This is a genomic window from Parasphingorhabdus sp. (assembly GCF_039939955.1).
GTDB lineage: Bacteria > Pseudomonadota > Alphaproteobacteria > Sphingomonadales > Sphingomonadaceae > Parasphingorhabdus.
Map to the genome: position 1 here is coordinate 702,549 of NZ_JBDVHS010000005.1, position 22,273 is coordinate 724,821.

20 protein-coding genes and 1 pseudogene are annotated in these 22,273 nt (G+C 53.6%); 20 read left to right on the forward strand and 1 reads right to left on the reverse strand.

Annotation, left to right across the window (positions count from 1 at the left end; all coding sequences use genetic code 11):
* The 18 genes and pseudogenes from ABJG22_RS08625 to ABJG22_RS08710 all read left to right on the forward strand — a co-directional run.
* Positions 1-606 (forward strand): annotated as a pseudogene (locus tag ABJG22_RS08625) (NADH-quinone oxidoreductase subunit C); the annotation flags it as partial.
* 17 nt (positions 607-623) lie between these two features.
* Entirely contained in the window at positions 624-1,856 is a 1,233-nt protein-coding gene (locus ABJG22_RS08630) for an NADH-quinone oxidoreductase subunit D (protein ID WP_348019827.1), read from the forward strand.
* Positions 1,857-2,195: 339 nt separating this feature from the next.
* On the forward strand, positions 2,196-2,861 hold the full coding sequence (gene nuoE, locus ABJG22_RS08635; protein WP_348019828.1) for an NADH-quinone oxidoreductase subunit NuoE: 666 nt from the start codon (positions 2,196-2,198) through the stop codon (positions 2,859-2,861).
* Positions 2,862-2,957: 96 nt separating this feature from the next.
* The gene (nuoF, locus tag ABJG22_RS08640) at positions 2,958-4,283 is read left to right on the forward strand and encodes an NADH-quinone oxidoreductase subunit NuoF (RefSeq protein WP_348019829.1); all 1,326 of its coding nucleotides are present in this window, start codon (positions 2,958-2,960) and stop codon (positions 4,281-4,283) included.
* Positions 4,280-5,005, forward strand: a complete 726-nt coding sequence (locus ABJG22_RS08645; protein ID WP_348019830.1) for a hypothetical protein — start codon at positions 4,280-4,282, stop codon at positions 5,003-5,005. Before nuoF ends, ABJG22_RS08645 begins: the two co-directional genes overlap by 4 nt.
* On the forward strand, positions 5,005-7,020 hold the full coding sequence (gene nuoG / locus ABJG22_RS08650; protein ID WP_348019831.1) for an NADH-quinone oxidoreductase subunit NuoG: 2,016 nt from the start codon (positions 5,005-5,007) through the stop codon (positions 7,018-7,020). The genes ABJG22_RS08645 and nuoG overlap by 1 nt, the downstream gene beginning before the upstream one ends.
* Positions 7,017-7,289 (forward strand): hypothetical protein, encoded by a 273-nt coding sequence (locus ABJG22_RS08655; protein WP_348019832.1) that lies wholly within the window; start codon positions 7,017-7,019, stop codon positions 7,287-7,289. Before nuoG ends, ABJG22_RS08655 begins: the two co-directional genes overlap by 4 nt.
* A complete protein-coding gene (gene nuoH / locus ABJG22_RS08660) occupies positions 7,286-8,344 on the forward strand; it encodes an NADH-quinone oxidoreductase subunit NuoH (protein ID WP_348019833.1) in 1,059 nt (352 codons plus the stop codon). The genes ABJG22_RS08655 and nuoH overlap by 4 nt, the downstream gene beginning before the upstream one ends.
* On the forward strand, positions 8,341-8,826 hold the full coding sequence (gene nuoI, locus ABJG22_RS08665) for an NADH-quinone oxidoreductase subunit NuoI (protein WP_348019834.1): 486 nt from the start codon (positions 8,341-8,343) through the stop codon (positions 8,824-8,826). The genes nuoH and nuoI overlap by 4 nt, the downstream gene beginning before the upstream one ends.
* Before the next feature lie 38 nt (positions 8,827-8,864).
* Entirely contained in the window at positions 8,865-9,479 is a 615-nt protein-coding gene (locus ABJG22_RS08670) for an NADH-quinone oxidoreductase subunit J (RefSeq protein ID WP_348020337.1), read from the forward strand.
* Positions 9,476-9,781, forward strand: a complete 306-nt coding sequence (gene nuoK / locus ABJG22_RS08675) for an NADH-quinone oxidoreductase subunit NuoK (protein ID WP_348019835.1) — start codon at positions 9,476-9,478, stop codon at positions 9,779-9,781. Before ABJG22_RS08670 ends, nuoK begins: the two co-directional genes overlap by 4 nt.
* A gap of 4 nt (positions 9,782-9,785) precedes the next feature.
* Positions 9,786-11,789: an NADH-quinone oxidoreductase subunit L gene (nuoL, locus tag ABJG22_RS08680; RefSeq protein WP_348019836.1), complete on the forward strand. Its 2,004-nt coding sequence runs from the start codon at positions 9,786-9,788 to the stop codon at positions 11,787-11,789.
* Positions 11,786-13,324 carry an NADH-quinone oxidoreductase subunit M gene (locus tag ABJG22_RS08685; protein ID WP_348019837.1) on the forward strand — a complete coding sequence of 513 codons (1,539 nt, stop codon included), beginning with the start codon at positions 11,786-11,788 and terminating at the stop codon, positions 13,322-13,324. The genes nuoL and ABJG22_RS08685 overlap by 4 nt, the downstream gene beginning before the upstream one ends.
* Complete coding sequence (gene nuoN / locus ABJG22_RS08690) at positions 13,324-14,778, forward strand: NADH-quinone oxidoreductase subunit NuoN (protein ID WP_348019838.1); 1,455 nt, start codon at positions 13,324-13,326, stop codon at positions 14,776-14,778. Before ABJG22_RS08685 ends, nuoN begins: the two co-directional genes overlap by 1 nt.
* 17 nt (positions 14,779-14,795) lie before the next feature.
* Positions 14,796-15,488 carry a biotin--[acetyl-CoA-carboxylase] ligase gene (locus tag ABJG22_RS08695; protein WP_348020338.1) on the forward strand — a complete coding sequence of 231 codons (693 nt, stop codon included), beginning with the start codon at positions 14,796-14,798 and terminating at the stop codon, positions 15,486-15,488.
* A 15-nt stretch (positions 15,489-15,503) separates the two neighbouring features.
* Complete coding sequence (locus ABJG22_RS08700) at positions 15,504-16,286, forward strand: type III pantothenate kinase (RefSeq protein ID WP_348019839.1); 783 nt, start codon at positions 15,504-15,506, stop codon at positions 16,284-16,286.
* Complete coding sequence (locus ABJG22_RS08705; protein ID WP_348019840.1) at positions 16,283-17,923, forward strand: ribonuclease J; 1,641 nt, start codon at positions 16,283-16,285, stop codon at positions 17,921-17,923. The genes ABJG22_RS08700 and ABJG22_RS08705 overlap by 4 nt, the downstream gene beginning before the upstream one ends.
* A 6-nt stretch (positions 17,924-17,929) precedes the next feature.
* A complete protein-coding gene (locus tag ABJG22_RS08710; RefSeq protein ID WP_348019841.1) occupies positions 17,930-18,208 on the forward strand; it encodes a DUF1467 family protein in 279 nt (92 codons plus the stop codon).
* On the opposite strand, the gene ABJG22_RS08715 is transcribed toward ABJG22_RS08710, so the two are convergent.
* A complete protein-coding gene (locus ABJG22_RS08715) occupies positions 18,205-20,541 on the reverse strand; it encodes a hypothetical protein (RefSeq protein ID WP_348019842.1) in 2,337 nt (778 codons plus the stop codon). The genes ABJG22_RS08710 and ABJG22_RS08715 overlap by 4 nt on opposite strands.
* 69 nt (positions 20,542-20,610) lie before the next feature.
* Here ABJG22_RS08715 and ABJG22_RS08720 point away from each other — a divergent pair, with 69 nt between their 5' ends.
* Entirely contained in the window at positions 20,611-20,919 is a 309-nt protein-coding gene (locus tag ABJG22_RS08720) for an Hpt domain-containing protein (RefSeq protein ID WP_348019843.1), read from the forward strand.
* A 120-nt stretch (positions 20,920-21,039) separates the two neighbouring features.
* Positions 21,040-22,245: a hypothetical protein gene (locus ABJG22_RS08725; RefSeq protein ID WP_348019844.1), complete on the forward strand. Its 1,206-nt coding sequence runs from the start codon at positions 21,040-21,042 to the stop codon at positions 22,243-22,245.
* Positions 22,246-22,273: the final 28 nt, after the last annotated feature.

A 22,273-nucleotide genomic window follows, 5' to 3' on the forward strand; every position in this document is an offset into this window, starting at 1 on the left:
ATGGCCCATAGTGCACCCACAATTTCTAGCAACACAGGCGTTGCTGCTAAGCTTGGCAAGGCGATTGGCGCAGCCTTGCTCGACACGGTCGAGGCTTTTGGCGAAATCAGTTTTACCGTCGAGCGCAAGAAGCTTGCGGCGGTTTTGGATAAGTTGCGCGACAAGCATGAATATCAGCAGCTGATCGAAATCGCTGGCGTTGATTATCCAGATCGGCCGGAACGGTTTGAGGTTTGCTACCATTTGCTAAGCCTCACCAAGAACCACCGTATCCGGGTGAAGGTGACGACTGACGAAGACACGCCGGTGCCGAGTGTGACTCATATCTGGGAAGTTGCCGGTTGGCTCGAACGCGAAGTATTCGACATGTACGGCGTGCTGTTTGACGGCAATACCGACCTGCGCCGTATTTTGACTGACTATGGTTTTCAGGGCCATCCGTTCCGCAAGGATTTTCCTCTGACCGGCTATGTTGAAATGCGCTATTCCGAAGAAGCCAAGCGGGTTGTCTATGAGCCGGTGAAGCTGGCTCAGGATTTTCGCAGTTTCGACTTCATGTCACCTTGGGAAGGTGCCGATTATATCCTGCCCGGTGATGAGAAAAGCGAAGAGGGAGACGCGAAATGAGCGACTATCTCGACGAAATGGACCATATCACCGATGCGGTTGACCCGACGGTCGGCGATACGGAAATCCAGAATTTTACGATCAACTTTGGTCCCCAGCATCCGGCGGCGCACGGCGTTTTGCGGATGGTCATGGAGCTGGACGGTGAAGTGGTTGAGCGGGTCGATCCGCATGTTGGGTTGCTGCACCGCGGCACCGAAAAGCTGATCGAGCATAAAACCTATTTGCAGGCTTTGCCCTATTTTGACCGGCTCGACTATTGTTCGCCGCTGGCTATGGAGCATAGCTATGTGCTGGCGATTGAGAAATTGCTCGATTTGGAAGTGCCGTTGCGCGGTCAATATCTGCGGGTGCTGTTCGCTGAGCTGACTCGTATTTGCAATCACATGCTCAACATCGGTGCCCACGTCATGGATGTTGGCGCGATGACCCCGAATATCTGGGTGTTTGAAATTCGCGAGCAGTGCCTTGAGTTTTTTGAACGCGCCAGCGGCGCCCGTATGCACAGCGCCTGGTTCCGGCCCGGCGGCGTACATCAGGACGTGCCGCTGAAGCTGCTCACCGATATTGCCGACTGGCTGGATGAATTTCCGGTGCTGTTCGATGATGCGATGAGCCTTGTCGTCGGCAACCGTATCTTCAAGCAGCGCAATGTCGATATTGCGACTGTCTCCCAGGAAGACGCTGTGCGCTGGGGCTTCTCCGGTCCCGTATTGCGCGGTAGCGGCGTGGCTTGGGACCTTCGCAAGTCGCAGCCTTATGATGTTTACGACCGGATGGATTTTGAAGTTCCGGTTGGTACCAAGGGTGATTGCTACGACCGGTTCATGGTGCGGGTGGAAGAAGTGAAGCAGAGCGCGCGGATCATGCGCCAATGCCTCAACGAAATGCCTGATGGTCCTGTTGCCTCCACCGACCGCAAGATCGTTCCGCCCAAGCGCGGCGAGATGAAACAGTCGATGGAAGCGCTGATCCATCACTTCAAACTCTATACCGAAGGCTTCCACGTTCCCGCGGGTGAAGTCTATGTGGGCACGGAAAGTCCCAAGGGTGAATTCGGCGTTTATCTGGTCAGCGATGGCAGCAACAAGCCTTATCGCTGCAAAATCCGGCCGACCGCATTCTCGCATCTGCAGGCGATGGATTTCATGACCAAAGGCCATATGTTGCCGGACGCCACCGCTATTTTGGGCGCGATTGATATCGTGTTTGGGGAGTGTGACCGGTGATGGAGTTTCTTCTCAGGCTTTTCAAATTTTTATGGTCACCCGCGGTCCATGAATTAGAAAATTCGCATCTACAGAATGTCTGGAGCTTCGGGCAACCGAAGGCAGTCTTGTCTATTTTGATGCAGGTTGCTTTCTTTAGTGCGCTCTGGGTTGGAGCTATCAAGCTTCTCTCTATGATGTCTGCTCCGCTCTCGCTGTACCTGGGGGAATATTTCGTAATTCTGCTAATGTTGACTTTGGTATCGTTCTGGCTTGGAAGTTTTTTCTATACCGCTGGGCTGGATGTCAGCGAGCGGACTCAGAATAGAAAAGCGAACTCATCATTCGGAGGACGAGGTCGTGGCTGAAGCACCCAATATTCCCGACGAAATCGAAACACGCGCCAAATGGGGTGATTTTGCGTTCACGCCTGCGAATGAAAAGCTCGCGAAATGGCAAATTGCGAAATATCCGGCTGGCCGTCAGAAATCTGCGGTTATGGCACTGCTAGACCTTGCTCAGCGGCAGGTTGGTGCGGACACGAAAACCCAAGGCTGGCTGCCGGTTCCGGTGATCGAATATGTCGCCGCCTATCTCGATATGCCCTATATGCGGGCCTATGAAGTCGCGAGCTTCTACACCATGTATAATCTTGCGCCGGTCGGTCAGTTTCATGTGCAGGTTTGCGGCACGACACCGTGCATGCTGCGCGGTAGTGATGATGTGATGGCGGCTTGTAAGAACAAGGGCATGGCAAAGGGCAAGACAACGCCTGACGGCCTGTTCACGCTGACCGAGGTCGAATGTATGGGCAATTGCTCCAACGCACCGATGGTCCAGATCAACGATGATAATTACGAAGATCTCGATTATGATATCATGACGCGGATCTTGGAAGATCTGGCTGCGGGCAAGGAAATTCCTGTGGGATCACAAATCGGTCGCAAGACCAGCGAAGCCGAGGGTGGTCCGACCAATCTTAAAGAAATGATCGACGCCAATCATGATTATCGGAAAGAGTGGTGATGCCATGCAACTCGACGGATATGCAGGCTGGATCGGGCTCGCCGTGGTCATCATTGGCATTATTGGCGGCCTCTGGGGTCGTTGGAGGAAAAAATAATGGCATTTGATTTCCTTCAGGACAAAGATCGCATCTTTACCAATGTCTATGGATTTCAATCCTATGACTTGAAGGCTGCGCAGAAGCGCGGTGACTGGGACAAGACCGCCGATATTATCAAGCTCGGCAATGACAAGATTATCGAGGAAATGAAGGCCAGCGGCCTGCGTGGCCGCGGCGGGGCGGGTTTTCCGACCGGTCTGAAATGGTCGTTCATGCCCAAGGAAGCACCGAAGGATAGCCAGGGCAATCCGCGGCCAAGCTTTCTCGTCATCAACGCCGATGAATCCGAGCCGGGCAGCTGTAAGGACCGTGAAATCCTGCGCAATGATCCGCATAAGCTGATCGAAGGTGCGCTGATTGCCGGTTTTGCGATGCGCGCGCGCGCCGCCTATATCTATATTCGCGGCGAATATATCATGGAAGCCAAGGTCATGGAGGCCGCCGTTCAGGAGGCTTATGATGCTGGTTTGATCGGCAAAAATGCTTCCAAATCCGGCTATGATTTTGACGTCTTCGTCCATCGTGGCGCTGGCGCCTATATCTGCGGCGAAGAAACCGCGATGATCGAAAGCCTCGAAGGCAAAAAAGGCCAGCCGCGCCTGAAGCCGCCATTCCCGGCCGGTGCAGGCCTTTATGGCTGTCCGACAACCGTGAACAATGTTGAATCGATCGCAGTGGTTCCGACGATCATGCGGCGCGGTGCTGCCTGGTTCGCGAGCTTTGGCCGCGAAGGCAATCACGGCACCAAATTATTCCAGGTTTCCGGCCATGTTGATAAGCCGGCCGTGTTCGAAGAAGCCATGTCGATCCCGTTCAAGGATATGATCGAGAAACATTGTGGCGGCATCACCGGCGGCTGGGACAATCTGCTGGCGGTTATTCCCGGTGGTTCATCTGTTCCATTGGTTCCCGCTGAGCAGATCATGGACGCACCAATGGACTTTGACGGCCTGAAGGATGTCGGTTCCGGTCTTGGTACGGCAGCGGTTATCGTGATGGATAAGTCTACCGACATCGTTCGCGCAATTTCGCGTCTTGCCTATTTCTACAAGCATGAAAGCTGCGGCCAATGCACGCCATGCCGCGAAGGCACAGGCTGGATGTGGCGCGTGATGGAAAAAATGCGCGATGGCGACGCGGAAATCGGCGACATCGACACGCTTTATGAAGTCACCAAACAGGTCGAAGGCCACACCATCTGCGCGCTCGGCGACGCAGCGGCCTGGCCGATCCAAGGCCTGATCCGGCATTTCCGGCCCGAGATGGAGCGGCGGATTCGCGAGAATACCGTTGCTGAACCGGTGATGGAGGCGGCGGAGTGAAAATCCCATTCAACGTTCTGACAATCGTTGCCTTTGTGCTGAGTGGGTACCCTAGTGTTGCGCAAGTTGCGTTACCTCAAAAAAGGGAGTTTCAACCTGTTGAACCCCAAAAAGCCACCCGGAACTTTCACACTTTTATGACATGCGTTGCTCTTAAGAATCCTGAGAAAGTTGCAAATTGGATTTTAAGCGAGGCATGGGATGAAACTTATCCTGAGATAGTAGAGCTAGTTAAACATTCTCGCTGCCTTCGTGGAACTTCCGACCATAAATTTGATGCTAGTGAAACGCAAATTAAGGGCGTATTTGCTGAAGGACTTTTTGAGCTGCAAATGCATGAAAAAGAGGTCTATCCTAGTTTCATAGCAATTGAGCCTCTCATCAATGCTGAACAGATAAAAGCAGCTAAAAATAGTGATACTAAATCAAGATTGATAGTCGCGGCATTCAGTGAATGTGTCGTTAGAAATTCGACCGATAATGTGTTGGGTTTGCTAAGCTCAAAACCAACCAGCTCGACTGAACAAAACTACTTTTCTGCTATGTCTTCTACAATGAGCATCTGTTTGCCACAAAATGATGGGACAGAGATAGTTTTTTCAAAATCGATACTTCGGAGCAATTTTGCGCTGGCAGCGTATAAGCTTTTTAAAATTCAGACTGATCCACAAAGAGTGGGGTCCTCATCGTTTGGACGTCCATTGTCGGAGGCAAAGAACTAATGCCTAAAGTTACTGTAGATGGCATCGAACTTGAAGTGCCGCAGGGCGCGACTGTGCTGCAGGCTGCCGAGCTTGCGGGCAAGGAAATCCCGCGTTTCTGCTACCACGAGCGTCTCAGCATCGCCGGCAATTGCCGCATGTGTCTGGTCGAGGTAAAACCGGGGCCACCGAAGCCGCAGGCGAGCTGTGCTTTGCCGGCTGCGGAAGGGCAAGAAATCCGCACCGACAGCGCGATGGTCAAAAAGGCCCGCGAAGGGGTGATGGAATTTCTGCTGATCAACCACCCGCTCGATTGCCCGATTTGCGATCAGGGCGGCGAATGTGATCTGCAGGATCAGAGCATTGCTTACGGTAAGGGCGGATCGCGTTTCGAAGAGAATAAGCGCGCGGTTACCGAAAAATATATGGGGCCAATCGTCAAGACGACGATGACCCGCTGCATCCACTGCACCCGCTGTGTACGGTTTAGCGAAGAAGTCGCTGGTGTTGAGGAAATTGGCGCCATTGGCCGTGGCGAAGGGATGGAGATTACCTCTTATCTCGAAGGCGCGGTGCATAGCGAACTCAGTGGCAATGTTGTTGATCTTTGCCCGGTTGGAGCACTCACCAGCAAACCTTATGCGTTTGAAGCGCGCCCTTGGGAATTGACCAAGACGCTCGGTATCGACGTGATGGACGGTGTTGGCACCAATATCCGTATCGATAGCCGTGGTCGTGAAGTGTTGCGCGCTTTGCCACGCGTCAATGATGACGTGAATGAAGAATGGGCAACCGACAAGACACGCCACGCGGTTGATGGCTTGATGAAGCGTCGCCTTGATAAGCCTTATGTCCGCAAAAATGGTAAGCTGGCAGAAGCCAGCTGGAACGAAGCATTCCAAGCCATTGCCGATGTGAAAGCGGGTAGCTCCGTTGCTGCGATAGCGGGCGATCTGGTTGACTGCGAAACGATGTATGCTGCGAAGAAGCTACTGAAATCGATGAAATCGGAGATGCTGGAAGGACGCCAGACCGGGCTTTCCTACGATGTTTCCAATCTCGCAGCGGTGAATTTTAACACGACCATCGCCGGCATCGAAGAAGCGGATGTGATCCTGCTGGTTTCGACCAACCCGCGCTGGGAAGCGTCTCTGGTCAACACGCGTATCCGCAAAGCGGTGCGCAATGGCCAAGCGAAAGTCTTCGCCATCGGTCCAGAAGCCGATCTGACCTATCCGGTCGAATGGCTGGGCGATGATATGAGCTTGCTCGGCAAGTTGCCCAATGCCGTAAAAGATGCGTTGGAGCAGGCGAAAAAGCCCGCGCTCATTCTCGGCGGCGGTGGATTGAGCATTGATGGCGTGCATGGCGCGGCTCTGAAGCTCGCGAAACAGTTCAAGCTGGTGCGTGACGGATGGAATGGGTTTAATGTTCTGCACATCGGAGCCTCTCGCACGGGCGGTTTGATGCTCGGCTATGCTTATGACGGCGGGATTAAGGCGATTGCGGCGAAGAAACCGAAATTGCTATTCTCGCTCGGTGCAGACGAGATGAATTACGAAGCCTTCAGCAAGAGCTTCAAAGTATTTGTCGGCCATCACGGTGATGCGGGAGCCCATGCGGCGGACGTCATCTTGCCGGCAGCAGCCTATACCGAGAAAAACGGCACTTATGTCAATCTGGAAGGTCGCGTGCAGCGCTCGAACAAGGCGATTTTTGCGCCGGGTGATGCGCGCGAAGACTGGAGCATCTTGCGGGCCTTGTCCGATGTGATGGGCAAGACACTGCCATTCGACAGTTTTGAGGAACTGCGCGCCAAAATGGCGAAAGATCATCCCGAACTGGCCGAAGAAGGTTTGGTAGCGATGGAATGGTCACCGCCAACCGGATTGTCAGACAAGCCAAAAGGGCAGGGCGTTCATCCGGTCAAGGATTTCTACCTGACCAGCAGCATCGCCCGCGCCAGCGCGACGATGCAGCGCTGTTCTGCGGAATTGCTGCATGCTGATGACGAGATTATGGAGGCGGCAGAGTGAGCAATATTTATCATCTTTCAATGCGCTATGCGTCTCAAATATTATTCATGCTTGCGATCATGATACTGATTTTTGTGTTGGTTTCTTCGTACTGGGCTTACGTCAGCTATCAGAGCAATTTTGCGAACTTCACTGACGACGGCAGTCGGCTTATGGCCATTGGAATCGTGTTTGAAACGCTTGCTCGGCAGGTTTTTTGGGTCGTTTTTGCGTTTGGCGCATCTGCTGGATTGTATCAACTAGATAGGCGTTGGGAGAAGTCGACATGACCGAATTTCTCCAATCCACCTTTCTCGGTGCGGAACTGGGCTGGTTCGTTGCCACGTTGACATTGATCCTGCTGATTGCGCTGCCGCTGATGCTGGCCGTCGCAATGATCATCTATGTCGACCGGAAAATCTGGGCAGCGATGGCGTTGCGCAAAGGACCCAATGTGGTTGGTCCCTTCGGCTTGCTGCAAAGCTTTGCCGATGGTTTGAAAGTGTTCCTTCAGGAAACGATCATTCCGTCGAGCGCGAACAAGGGGCTGTTCCTGCTGGCACCGATCATTACCTTCACCGTCGCTTTGCTCGCCTGGGCAGTGATCCCGTTTGGCGAAGATATGGTGCTCGCCAATATTAATATCGGTTTGCTCTACATTCTCGCTATCAGTTCGCTGGGCGTTTATGGCGTCGTTATCGCGGGTTGGGCCAGTAACTCTAAATACCCGTTTTTCTCGGCAATGCGCGCTGCTGCACAGATGATCAGCTACGAAGTCTCAATTGGCTTCATCCTGATTTCGGTGGTGCTGTTTGCCGGTACATTTAACCTGTCCGAAATCGTCTTTGCACAAGAGGGGCATATCTTCGGGATGATCAACGCCTATGGCGCGAACCCGCTCTTGTTCCCGATGGCTGTGGTATTCCTGATCGCCTCAATGGCGGAAACAGCACGCCATCCGTTTGATCTGACCGAAGCGGAGAGCGAGCTGGTTGCCGGTTATCAGACCGAATATAGCTCGATGTCCTTCGCTCTGTTCTGGCTTGGCGAATATGCCAATATCCTGCTGATGTGCGCGCTGAATGCGATCCTCTTCTGGGGTGGCTGGCTGCCGCCGCTCGATGTCGACTGGATTCCGTGGTTCGATATTCCGGGCATCTTCTGGCTGTTTGGCAAGATGTTCTTTTTCTTCTTCATCTTCAGCTGGGTGATGGCGACGGTCCCGCGCTACCGTTATGACCAGCTGATGCGTCTGGGCTGGAAAATATTCCTGCCGCTGAGCCTGATCTGGGTCGTGCTGGTGAGCGGTTATGTGATGATTGACAAGTTTGGATTGCCGCTATGAGTATCGCACAACATATCAAAGCCTTCACTCTGTGGGAGTTTATCGGCGCTCATGCTTTGACGCTGAAATATTTCTTCAAGAAGAAGAAAACGATCAACTATCCTTTTGAGAAAAACCCGATTTCACCGCGGTTCCGGGGGGAGCATGCTTTGCGCCGCTATCCCAATGGCGAGGAACGCTGCATTGCCTGCAAACTGTGCGAAGCGGTCTGTCCGGCACAGGCGATCACGATCGAGGCCGAGCCACGCGAAGACGGTTCACGCCGCACCACGCGCTATGACATCGACATGACCAAGTGCATCTACTGCGGTTTCTGCCAAGAAGCCTGCCCGGTGGATGCGGTCGTCGAAGGACCGAATTTTGAATATGCGACGGAAACGCGCGAAGAATTGATTTACGACAAATCGAAGCTGCTGGAAAATGGCGACAAATGGGAGCGGGCAATCGCGGCAAATCTTGCCGCCGATGCGCCCTATCGTTAAGGCGCTGTGATGATTCAACGGGGGTTAAACGAAACGCAATAATGCAAATATTTGCTTTCTATCTATTCGCATCCATCGTGCTTGCCAGTGGTGCTTTGTGCATCTTCTCGCGCAATCCGGTGCATAGTGTTTTATGGCTGATTTTGGCGTTTTTCAACGCTGCGGGCCTGATGTTGCTGGTCGGCGCGGAATTTATCGCGGCGCTGCTGGTGATTGTCTATGTCGGCGCGGTTGCGGTGTTGTTCCTGTTTGTCGTGATGATGCTTGATATCGATTTTGCTGAATTGCGCGCGGGTTTCATGAAACATCTGCCGCTCGGCTTATTGCTGGCGCTCGTACTGGTTGTTGAAATCATCTTTGGTGTCGGGGCTTGGCAATCGTCGGGCATGGGGCAGGCGACCGCAGCGGTCGGCATAGCTGAAGGTGCGCCATCCAATATCGAACAGCTGGGTGCGCTGCTTTATACCAAATATGTGTTCTTATTTGAGGCCGCAGGCATGATCCTGTTGGTCGCTATGGTCGGTGCCATTGTGCTGACCCTTCGTCAGCGCGCGGGTGTCCGGCAGCAGAAGATTGCGGATCAAGTCGCCCGTCGCCCTGAAGATGCTACCCGCAATACGCAACCCGAAGTTGGCAAAGGGGTCGAGCTATGATCGGTATTGAACATTATCTCGTCGTCAGCTCCATCTTGTTCGTGATGGGCATGCTCGGCATATTTTTGAACCGTAAGAATGTCATTATCATCTTGATGGCAATCGAGTTGATCCTGCTTGCGGTGAACCTGAACTTTGTCGCGTTCAGCGCTTTTCTGGGCGATATGACGGGGCAGGTATTCGCAATGTTCATCCTGACAGTGGCTGCCGGGGAAGCGGCCATCGGGCTGGCCATTCTTGTGATTTATTTCCGTCAGCGCGGCACCATTGCCGTCGATGATGTCAACCGGATGAAGGGATAAGACCTTGGCTATCCAGCTAATCGTATTCCTGCCCTTGTTGGCAGCAATTGTCGCAGGGTTCGGCAACCGGGTCATTGGTAACATACCCGCGAAAATAGTGACGACGGGCGCGTTATTTGCTGCCTGTGCGCTGAGCTGGCCGATATTTATCGGTTTCGTCAGCGGTACGAGCACCGCCGAAGTCGTGCCGGTTCTGACCTGGATCGTGTCGGGTGACCTGACCTTTGACTGGTCGCTGCGTGTGGATACGCTGACCGCGGTCATGCTGGTGGTTGTGACCAGCGTCTCTGCGCTCGTGCACCTCTATTCATGGGGCTATATGGACGAAGATCCGGACCAGCCGCGTTTCTTTGCATATTTGTCGCTCTTCACCTTCGCCATGTTGATGCTGGTGACCGCTGATAATCTGGTTCAGATGTTCTTCGGTTGGGAAGGCGTGGGCCTCGCGTCCTATTTGCTGATCGGTTTCTGGTTCAAGAAGCCGAGCGCCAATGCCGCAGCTATCAAAGCTTTTGTCGTTAACCGGGTCGGTGATCTGGGCTTCATGCTTGGTATCTTCGGTACATTCCTTGTCTTCGGCACCGTGTCCATTCCTGAAATTCTTGAAGCGGCGCCCGCTATGGCGGGATCGACGATCACGTTCGCGGGGATGCGCCTCGATACAATGACGATCCTCTGTTTGTTGCTGTTTGTCGGCGCGATGGGCAAGTCGGCGCAGCTTGGTCTGCACACCTGGCTGCCGGATGCGATGGAGGGTCCTACGCCGGTCTCTGCTTTGATCCACGCTGCAACGATGGTGACCGCAGGCGTCTTCATGGTGTGCCGTCTATCGCCCATGTTCGAGACCAGTGATGTTGCTTTGACCGTGGTAACCGTGGTTGGCGCTTGTACTGCGATTTTCGCCGCCACTGTTGGTCTGGTCCAGCATGATATCAAACGGGTTATCGCTTATTCCACCTGTTCACAACTGGGCTATATGTTCTTCGCCGCTGGCGTTGGCGCTTATAATGTGGCGATGTTCCACCTGTTCACCCACGCTTTCTTCAAAGCGTTGCTGTTCCTCGGTGCCGGTTCGGTGATCCACGCGATGCATCACGAGCAGGATATGCGCTATTATGGCGGATTGCGGAAAGAAATCCCGCTGACCTTCTGGGCAATGATGGCTGGTACGCTGGCCATAACCGGTGTTGGTATCTATTGGTTGCACGCTGGTTTTGCCGGTTTCCACTCCAAAGATGCGATTATCGAAGCGGCCTTTGCTGCGGGTAGTGAAGTGGGCCAATTTGCCTTCTTCATCGGTGTTCTCGCTGCCTTGCTGACCAGCTTCTACAGCTGGCGTCTGATGTTCCTGACTTTTTGGGGCAAACCGCGCTGGATCCAGTCCGAGCATATCCAGCACAGCGTCCACAAAACGCCGGAAGAAGCTGGTGATGACACGACTGGCGGCTATCATCCGCATGAAAGCCCGCTGCCGATGCTTATCCCATTGGTGCTTTTGTCTCTCGGGGCTGTCTTCGCAGGTTTCGTCTTTAGCCATACGTTTATCGATGACGGTAATTTCTGGAATGGCGCCATTGCCTATGACGCGGGGCTGATGCACGCGGTCCATGAAGTGCCCTTGTGGGTGAAATTGTCGGCTACCGTCGCGATGCTGACCGGTCTGGCTACCGCTTATTTCATGTACTTCCGCGGAACCGACCGTCCGGCCCGTCTGGCCCAAACGTTCAGTCCTTTGTACCAGTTCTTCTTCAACAAATGGTATTTTGACGAGCTGTACAATCTGATCTTCATCCGCCCTGCATTCTGGCTGGGCCGGAAATTCTGGAAGACCGGTGATGAAGGCACGATCGATCGTTTTGGTCCCAATGGCATCGCCGGTGTGATTGCTAGCGGTTCCGGTGTCATGAAACGCTTCCAGAGCGGGTATCTCTATTCTTATGCCCTTGTCATGCTATTGGGTCTGGCCGCTGCGGCTACCTGGATTATCGTTGGGGGAGCCAGCTCATGAATCAGCTTGATTTCCCAATCCTGTCGCTGATGATGGGTCTGCCAATGTTGGCGGCGATCATCTGTCTGTTCCTCAATGCGCAGGCCGCCCGCTGGGTGGCGCTTGTCACGACACTGATACTATTCGGTCTTGGTGTGGTTCTTTGGGCCAATTACGATATTGGCGGGCCGCAATGGCAATATGTCGAGCGGGCCGATCTCTTCGGCAATTTCGCCTGGGCGCTGGGTGTCGACGGCATTTCGATGATGCTGATCATGCTCACGGTGTTCCTGATGCCGATCTGTATCGGTGCCAGCTGGGAATCGATCCAGACGCGGGTCGGCGAATATATGGCGGCTTTCCTGTTCATGGAGGTGCTGATGATCGGCGTCTTTGCGGCGCAGGATATCTTCCTTTTCTACATTCTCTTCGAGGCAGGCCTGATCCCAATGTACTTGATCATCGGTATATGGGGTGGGGCGAACCGGATTTACGCCAGTTATAAATTTTTCCTCTACACGTTGCTTGGCTCGGTGGTGATGCTGATCGCAATGCTGTGGATGGTGCAGGATGCGGGTACCAGCGATATTCCAACCCTGCTCAACTATGATTTTGCGCCCGAGGCACAGACATGGCTCTGGCTAGCCTTCTTCGCCAGCTTCGCGGTGAAGATGCCGATGTGGCCGGTCCATACCTGGCTGCCTGATGCGCACGTTCAGGCGCCGACCGCCGGTTCTGTCATATTGGCTGGCGTATTGCTGAAAATGGGTGGCTATGGCTTCCTGCGCTTCTCGCTGCCGATGTTCCCGGAAGCTTCGGAACAGTTTATCTGGCTGGTCTTCGGTCTGTCGATGGTGGCGGTTATCTACACGTCGCTGGTTGCGTTGGTGCAGCAGGATATGAAGAAGCTGATTGCCTATAGCTCGGTTGCCCATATGGCGATTGTGACGCTTGGCTTGTTTGCTTTTAACCGTCAGGGTATCGAGGGCGCGATCATTGTGATGCTGAGCCATGGTTTGGTCTCTGGTGCACTCTTCCTTTGTGTTGGTGTGATCTATGATCGACTGCATACGCGGGAAATCGATCGCTACGGCGGACTGTCGATCAACATGCCGAAATATGCGATCCTCTTCATGCTGTTCACCATGGCTTCGATCGGCCTGCCGGGAACCAGCGGTTTCGTTGGCGAATTCCTCTCGCTAGTCGGCCTCTACAAGGTCAACAGCTGGGTGACGCTGGTCGCGACCACAGGGATCATTCTGGGGGCAGGCTATATGCTTTACCTCTATCGCCGCGTTGCATTCGGTGAGCTTGTTCATGAGGATGTTAAAGCCATGCCCGATCTATCCGCGCGCGAAATGGCACTGCTGGCACCTATTGCCGCTGCTGTGATGTGGATGGGTGTCTATCCTGAAAGCTTCATGGCTCCAATCCGCGGCGATGTCGGCGCATTGGTGGCTCGTATTGACCGTGCGGCTCCGGAAGGGGACGCGCATCTGAAAATGGGTGAGGCGAAAGCTGTCGCCAAAGATCATGCCCAAGGGGAGGCACACTGATGGGTATCGGAAATTCCCTATGGCTGGTTTCGCCGGAAATCTTCCTCAGCATATCGAGTCTGATCTTGCTGATGATCGCCGCGTGGGGCGGTGAAAAATCCGCACGTCTGGTCACAATATTGTCAGCATCGGCGCTTTTCGGCGCATCGATCCTGCTGATGGTGCTTGCGCATCTGCCTGAATTTAAGGATGGCGCATCCGCTTTTTACGATCAATATCGTATGGATGCATTCGGCAGCGCTGCGAAGTTCCTGATTTATCTCGCGGCTATCATATCTTTGATGATTGCACCGCGTTTCTTCCAGGCGGGCGGTAAATATCGTCCGGAATATCCGATCCTGATCCTTTTTGCCTGCGTCGGCATGGGAATGATGGTGTCGGCAACCGATATGATGACGCTCTATATCGGTTTGGAACTGAACAGTCTGTCAGCCTATGTTCTGGCCAGTTTTATCCGCACCGACGTGCGTTCGTCCGAAGCCGGTCTGAAATATTTCGTCCTAGGCGCGCTGGCCAGCGGGATGCTGCTCTTTGGTATTTCCCTTGTCTACGGCTTTGCCGGTTCGACCAGCTTTGCAGTGATTGGTGAAACGCTGAACGGTGATCTTTCCACCGGACCGCTGATCGGTCTGGTGCTGGTTCTCTCTGGTCTCGCTTTCAAGATCAGCGCGGTGCCGTTCCATATGTGGACGCCCGATGTGTACGAAGGCGCGCCAACACCGGTCACGACTTTCTTTGCCAGCGCCCCAAAAGTGGCGGCTATCGCATTGACCGCGCGCGTCATCATCGAAGCGTTTGGCGGTCAGACGTCGGCTTGGCAGCAGATCATTGTTTTTGTCGCGCTGGCTTCCATCGTCCTGGGTGCGGTTGCCGCAATCGGGCAACAGAATATCAAGCGTCTGCTTGCCTATAGTTCGATCAACAATGTTGGCTTTCTGCTTATCGGCCTCGCCGCCGGGACTGAGCAAGGCATTGCGGCGATGATGTTCTATCTCGCTGTCTATGTTGCGATGACTCTGGGTAGCTTTATCTGTGTGCTGGAAATGCGGGACAAGGACGGGAAACCTCTCGAAACTTTGTCCAGTCTGGCTGGCTTGTCGCAAACGCGTCCCGGACTTGCCGCGGCCTTTGCCGTCTTCATGTTCTCTTTGGCTGGTATCCCGCCATTGTTCGGTTTCTGGGGTAAGTTTTTGGTATTTGATGCTGCGGTTGCGGCGGGCATGTTGCCGCTTGCAGTCATCGGTATTGCCGCTTCGGTCATTGGTGCCTTCTATTATATCAAGATCGTCAAGATCATCTATTTCGATGATCCAGCTGGCGAGATTGTCGCCACAGGGCATAAGACCGAAAATGGACTGATAGCGGTTCTGGCGTTGTTCGTGTCGCCATTGGGTTATCTGGCGATACCGTTCATGGCGCCGATTGCTGCCGCTGCTGCTGCGTCGCTTTTCTGACTATTCTCGTAGAGACTATTGCCGAAACCGCATCGACCAATGCGGATGTGAAGGCGCTGTCTCTGACCGACAGCGCGCCGGAAGGATTCTGGTTGCGCGCCGAGAGTCAGACCGGCGGGGTAGGGCGTCGCGGCCGTAAGTGGGAAAGTCCCCAAGGTAATCTTTTTTGCAGCACAGTGGTGGACATGCGGCCCGGTGATCCGGAACCGTCCTCTTTGTCCTTCGTCGCCGGGCTGGCGGTTCATGCTGCCATTCGATCCTGTCTGCCCGATGTGCCCATGCTGCTCAAATGGCCGAATGACGTGCTCGTATCGGATTCAAAAATCTGTGGTATCCTGTTAGAGCGGGTCAAGGATCAGGTGGTTGTCGGTATCGGCGTCAATATAGAGCAGGCCCCGCAGGTCGAAGGACGGACTGTGACCAGCCTGTCAAAGGAAGGCGCGACCATCGATGCGGCAGGGTTTCTCGACCAACTGGCGAGCGCATTTGAAAAATGGGTGAAATTGTGGCGTGAGGCTGGCCTGGCACGCATATTGAAAGAGTGGCAGGCCTTGGCGCATCCGGTTGGCATGATCGTCACGACCAGCGACGATGGTGGCGACAAGATCAGCGGTGAATTTGCCGGCTTGACCACAGATGGCGCGCTTTGCTTGAGAAAAGCCGACGGAACGCTTATCGAAATACGCGCCGGTGATATTTCCATCGGATAGAAAGAAGAGTTGCTCATGCTATTGGCGATTGATGCCGGAAATACCAATGTTGTATTCGCCCTCTTTGATGGCGACGATATTCGCGCGCGTTGGCGGATTGCGACCGATGCCCGGCGTACCGCAGACGAATATGTTGTCTGGCTCCGGCAGTTGTTGGAGCTGGAAGGCCTTGGCATCGATGCTGTTGATGCGGTGATCATTGGCACGGTGGTTCCGCGTGCGCTGCACAATCTGACGGTTCTTTCGGAGAAATATTTCGGCGTTACCCCGCTTGTCGCTGGCAAAGGAAAGGCGAACTGGGGCGTCGCCCTAGACGTGGAGCAACCCGATAGCGTGGGTGCGGATCGCGTTTTGAATGTGATCGCCGCACATCAGAAATATAAGCAGGATATCGTCATCATCGACTTTGGCACGGCCACCACGTTCGATGTCGCCGACTATGAAGGGGCCTATAAGGGCGGTGTTATCGCTCCCGGCATCAACCTTTCACTGGATGCGCTGGTTGGTAAAACCGCACAACTTCCGCGCATTGCGCTGGAATCTCCCGGCGATGATAATGTCATCGGCACGACGACGGAAAGTCAGATGTTGATCGGTATTTTCTGGGGCTATGTCGCGATGATCGAAGGACTGGTCGCGCGCACGAAAGCGCAAATCGGTCGTCCGACAAAGATCATCGCTACCGGCGGACTGGCCGTACTTTTTGACGAACATACAGATGTCTTTGATCATCTGGAATCGGACCTGACTCTTCAGGGCCTGCATTTCCTCTTTCAGCGAGCAACAAACGCTTCATGACAAAACCTAAAAACGAACTTCTCTTCCTGGCCCTTGGCGGGTCGGGCGAAATCGGCATGAATGTCAACCTGTACGGCTGTGATGGCAAATGGGTGATGCTTGATCTCGGTATGACCTTTGCCGACCTCAGCTATCCTGGCGTTGACCTGATCCTGCCGGATCTCGAATTTATCGAGAAAAACCGGAAAGACCTTCTCGGTATCGTGCTGACCCATGGTCATGAGGATCATATTGGCGCGGTTCCCTTCTTCGCAGCGGAGCTGGATGTTCCGTTGTTCGCTACGCCTTTCACCGCAGGCTTGATCCGTCGCAAACTGGAAGAAGTCGGCCTGCAAAATGATGTTGAGCTTAACATCATCCCGAATGAAGGCACTTTCGACTTGGGGCCATTTGGCTTCCGGTATCTGCCGATCGCGCATAGTATTGCCGAAGGCAACGCGGTGTTGATAGACACGCCTTATGGCAAAATATTCCATACCGGTGACTGGAAGCTCGATGAAGAGCCCGTGCTTGGCGTCCCGTCATCACCGGAAACGCTGAAGCAGATCGGCGATGACGGTGTTCTCGCGATGGTTTGCGATTCAACCAATGTCTTCAATGAAAAAGAATCGGGTTCGGAAGGCGAAGTCCGCCGCAACCTAATGCGGGTTGTGGATGAGATTGACACACGCGTTGTGGTGACGACCTTTGCATCCAATGCTGCTCGGCTCCAAACTTTGGGTGAGGTCGCCCAACATGCGGGGCGGAAGCTTTGCGTGGCCGGCCGTTCCCTAGATCGTATCATCGAAAATAGCCGCGAAACCGGCTATCTCAAGGACTTTCCACCGACGATCGATTTCCAGGAGGCGATGAGCCTGCCGCGCGGTGAGGTGATGATTATCGCAACCGGTGGGCAGGGCGAGGCCAGAGCAGCGCTGGGCCGCATTGCTGGCGATAGCCATCAGATCAAGCTCTCTTCAGGAGATCATGTGCTCTTTTCGTCCAAGCAGATTCCGGGCAATGAAATTGCGATTGGCCGGATACAGAACCAGCTTGCGGCCAAGGGGGTTGTTATGATTACCGAGCGTCAGGAACATATTCATGTTTCTGGCCACCCCGGACAACCGGAACTCGCCCAGATGTATGATTGGATCAAACCGGAGATATTGGTCCCGGTCCATGGTGAAATCCGGCATATGAAGACGCAAGCCAGCTTCGGTCTGGAACAAGGCATTCCAAACGCTATTTTCCAACAGAATGGCGATGTGGTGCGACTGGCACCCAATGGACCGAAAATATTGGGGCAAGAACGTACCGGACGGCTTGTGGTGGATGGGGATGTGATCATCCCGGCCGATGGAAAAACACTGAACGAGCGCCGGAAAACCGCGCATAATGGCATGATATCGGTCGCCGTCGCTCTGGATAGCAAAGGGCGTGTCTTCGGACAGCCAGTGCTGAAATTGCAGGGTGTTCCGCTGGAGGAAGATGAAGAAGATTTTCTCGATGAAGTGGTCGACAAAATCATCGCTAAATATTCCGAACCGGTTGGCGATATCGACAAGTTTAACGAGGCGGTTCGCTTGCTGGTTCGTCGCAGCGCAACCGAGTGGACGGGCAAGAAGCCGATTGTTTCGGTGCTCACAGTAGAGGCTTAATCGGATATGGAAATTACCTCGATCATAGCGATTTACGTGCTTTTCTGGGTGATGTCAGCGTTCATCATCCTGCCAATTGGTATCCGTAACCATCACGAGTCCGGAATCGAGATGGTGAAGGGGCAGGCCGATGGCGCACCGGTCAATTTCCGGCCGCTGCGGGTTTTGTTGCTGACAACGCTCTTGGCGACGGCGGCGTTCGGGCTATTCTATCTCAACTATATCTATGGTTGGATCACGCTGGACACGATAGATGTCTTCGATAGCCGTGAACGTTTGGGCTAGTTACGCAGGCGTTCAATCGCCTGAGCGAGGGCGACATAAAGCTTGCCGACATCCGATGACAGCAAGGTCACGCTAATCGCACTGCCATCGCGGGTGGCGAGGACACCGCGTAGCATCGCTTCAAAATCGTGGACATAGCGGTTTACGTGCTCACGGAACTCGTCATTGCCGGTATATTGCGCGAGAATTTCTTTAACTTCTTTATTGTCTAGCAAGCGAACCGTGCGCCTTGTGAAGATACCGCGATCGCCTTTTAGATAGGCGGCCCATTCGGTGTCGGTTACGTCGTTCGACAGCAGTTTTCCGACATCAATCGAGATGGAATTGAGCGATTCTGTCAGCTGCGCCACGCGCCGGCTGAAATTCTCGTCGCTGCTTTGTTCGGCCTTTTCTTTCGCGAACAATATGCGTTGCTCAAGGCTCGTCGTCATGTCTTCAATAGCGGTTAGCTGATCGGTGAGATGCGAAGCGGTGGATTGGGTTGTGGCGACCGCTTGGGCGACGGCTTGCTCCAGCTTTGGTGCAACCGAAGCAATTTTCTCGTCGATAATCCGATTGAGCGCCTCTTCGCTCACTTTTTCGAAAGCCTCGGTCGATCCGGCAATAGAATTTTCGAGCACTTCTCTGGAATGTTCGGAAGCCTTTTTCGCTGTCTCCTTCACCCGTAAAAGCGCGCTGATGAGTTTCTCACCAGCACTTGCCGCAAGCGATTCATTCTGCTCGCGCACGGTTTCGATGGATTGCGAAATTTCGGTAATCTGTTCGACGATTGATTGGCTCGCAATCTCTCCATCCTCGCGCAATTTGCGAATCTGTTCCTGTTGATCGGCAATGGACTGATCTGTCGCAGCAACCTGCTGTGCGATTTTGCTCGCACCGTCTTGGGCCTTGTTAGCCTCGCTGGCGATTTGACCGTATAGCGCCAGACTTTCTTTGGACTTATCGGATACGCGTTCGAAGGCATGGGGCAGGGTCTCGTCCAATTCCCGCGCACTGCTGTCCAGAGCGACGAGCAATTTCTCGATCCGTTCGATCATACCGTCGGCAATGCCATATCCACTTTCCAACGACTGCTGCAGAGCGGCGCTATTCTGTTCCATTGCGGTCATGGCAAATGCCAGTTTCGCCGTTTTTTCGCCGCTTTCATTGTCGAGATTTTTCACGTTTTCCGCGATTTCAGAGATATTCTCATTGAGCGTGGTGGCGAGCGTTTTGAGGCGCACTTCTTCACCGTCTGCGATTTCCCCGACCGTTGCCAGCGTCGTTTCGAGCGCATCAAGATCGGCGCGCATCGCAAGCGCCGATTCAGAAGTTTCGGTGGCCAATTCGGATCGTGTCTTTTGCAGAGCGTCGATCGTCTCCGAAGTGGTGTCCTTCAGTAACGTCGTAAGCTGGGTCGATCCGGACTCTGCTTCTTTCAGTTGTTCGGTCAGGCTCGTCTTAATTCGATCTGCTTCTGCCGCGAGGCTTTCGACCGACTGGACAGACTTGTCGGTAAGGTCATTGAGGCTGCTTTGGGCAGCGGTGCTGACGGCCTCAATTTTTTTGAGGGTTGCCGTCATGGCCGTCATCTCGGTTTGGGCGGTCCGTCCGCTATTGCCGATTTGATTGGTCACATCTTTGGCCGTACTGATGACGACGGGCAGTTGTTCGCGCAGCTGTTCGAGGTTTTTATATGCCGCATCGCCGACATCGTCGAGCTTCTGCATTTTGCCAAGACCATCTTCCAAGGATTTCTTGATCAAGCTAGCGGCCGTGGTGAGCTTGCCGGACGATTGATCACCGAGAGTTTCGAGTTCGCGGCTTTCCTGGCTTAAGAATTCGCGAGCAACCGTGAGCTCGTTGTTGACCGTCTTCAACCGGGTTTCCAGCAAACCGGATTCCACGCGCAAGGAAGAGGAAACATCAGCAAAGCGATTGGCTTCTCTGGTGCTGTTGCGCATATATAGCAAATAGCCGACGCCGAGCGTTGCGATCGGCAAACACCATTGGGTCAGCAGGTCAATTCCGGCCTTGGGCGTTGGAATTGTGGTAAAAATGTCGCGGTTCGCCCAGATGAAAAACCCGGTCCAGCCGATCATCGAAATTGCGAGCAATAGCGCTGGAATATATCGGGTAGCAGACGGCGCAGTGGCCATATCGTCGGCATAGTGGTGCCACTCATCTTCCGAAGAGCTATCGCTATTCAGCTGATTTTCTTCAGGAAAGTCCTCGCGTTCCGTTTCCGGACCGGTTGCATCGCTTTCCACGCCTGCGGTTGTTTCTGTTTGGCTGTCATCGGGGCTTTCATCCCGATCACGCCACATCCCGATAATCTTAGATTCACCTGTCATGAAGACTATTTAACACAATATTGGATCATAGAAACCATAAGTTAACCATAGCGATCGTATAAGGGAGGAATGTCATTTGATTATGGGGCTTTAGATGCTGCGCTGACAGCTGCTGTAGGGGACGATCAGTCTCTTATTGCAGAATTGCGTATGGCATTTCTGGAGAGCGCAAAACGGCAAGTCGACCTATTGGGACGAGCGCGCTGTGATGCCAATTGGGAATATGCTGCCTGGCGCCTGAAGGGGTTGGCAGCGAGCTTTTCCGCAACCAATATCCTGCAGCTGGCCGATGAGGCCGCGCATGCCGCCCCCGGTGATCCGGTGATTTTGCGTAAGCTGGAGCGTGCTGTTTCCGCTGTTGAGGCCCATCGGGACTGATATCGCTTTTTCGGCGCACTCAGCGTCGCGCTATCAATAGAATATCGCTTGGCATGTTTGGATGCCACCATCTATGGACAGGAAAAACCTTCCTCTCCATTTTATGGGACCTCGATATTCGTGAAACTGGCACTCATTTCTTTAGCAAAAGATGATTTGGACGGAAATGGGCCGATTGCATTGTTGCCGCTTTTTGCCGGAACATTGCTCGACCGACAAATTCAGGCTGCACAGAGTTTTGGGTGTGAGAAGTTCGTCTTCCTATGTCCGGTGACTCACGGTGCGCTGTTACAGAAAATCGATGCGATGAAACAGCAGGGACTGGATGCAGAATATGTCCGAAGTCCCAAAGATCTCGTGCAATATGCAGGCGATCAGGATCATGTGGTCTACATCGCCGACGGTATCTTGCCCAATGACGAGATTATTGAGCAGCTGAGCGGAGCGTCGCAGGAATTGCTGTTTACCGTCTTGCATGCCGAGGAATATCAAGAATTTGAACGTATTGACCTGAATCAACGCTGGCTTGGGATCGTCTCGCTCAAAGCATCTCGGTTAACAGCGATGATCGATATCCCCGATGATTGGGAAATTGGATCTGCGCTTCTTAGAACAGCGGTGCAGGCCGACTGCGAACGAGCGATTATTTCGGACCGCAAAATGGGCGCCGGTGCGATTGCCCATGTGCAGAGCGAAGTCAGCGTTGAACAGTTCACGCGGCAAAAATTGAAAGAAATGCCAGCGAAAGGGGATGGTTTTCTAAACCGCTTCCTGTTGCGTCCTTTGACGAAGAGAATTCTGCCGACGCTTTGGAAAAAAAATTCTGCGCCACAATATCTGGGAATATGCACATTAATCGCTGGGGGCGCAGGGGTTCTAGCGGCTGTTTTGAGCTATCCGCTCACATCGCTGATCATGCTATTCTTAGGCAGTATCACCCAATTTGTTAGGGCGACGATGATTGGGTTTGGCAGCGCCATGAAAGTAAGAGACTGGGCCAGATTGGCACTGGCTCTGCTCGCGGCCATTGGTGTGACAGTCCTTGTTGTACAAGCGTCTGGTGCGGCGACATTGGCGGCAAACCTGGTGATTTCGGCAATCCTACTCACTCATCTCATGCTTTCCGGAACGGGATCTGAGGATAGACGCTTGACGCTGGCGAAACCGGATATGCGTTTCGCTTTGCTGATATTGCTGGCGGGAAGTTTTTTTGGGCACTTGCCATATGGCCTTTATGCCGCCGCCCTTTATTCCAGCCTGTTTTTCGTTTTGGACCGCTGTTTGACGAAAAAGGTGACGAACAAGCCTGTGATAGAAGGCGAATAATGAATTATTCGGCTTAGCGGCTTGTTAA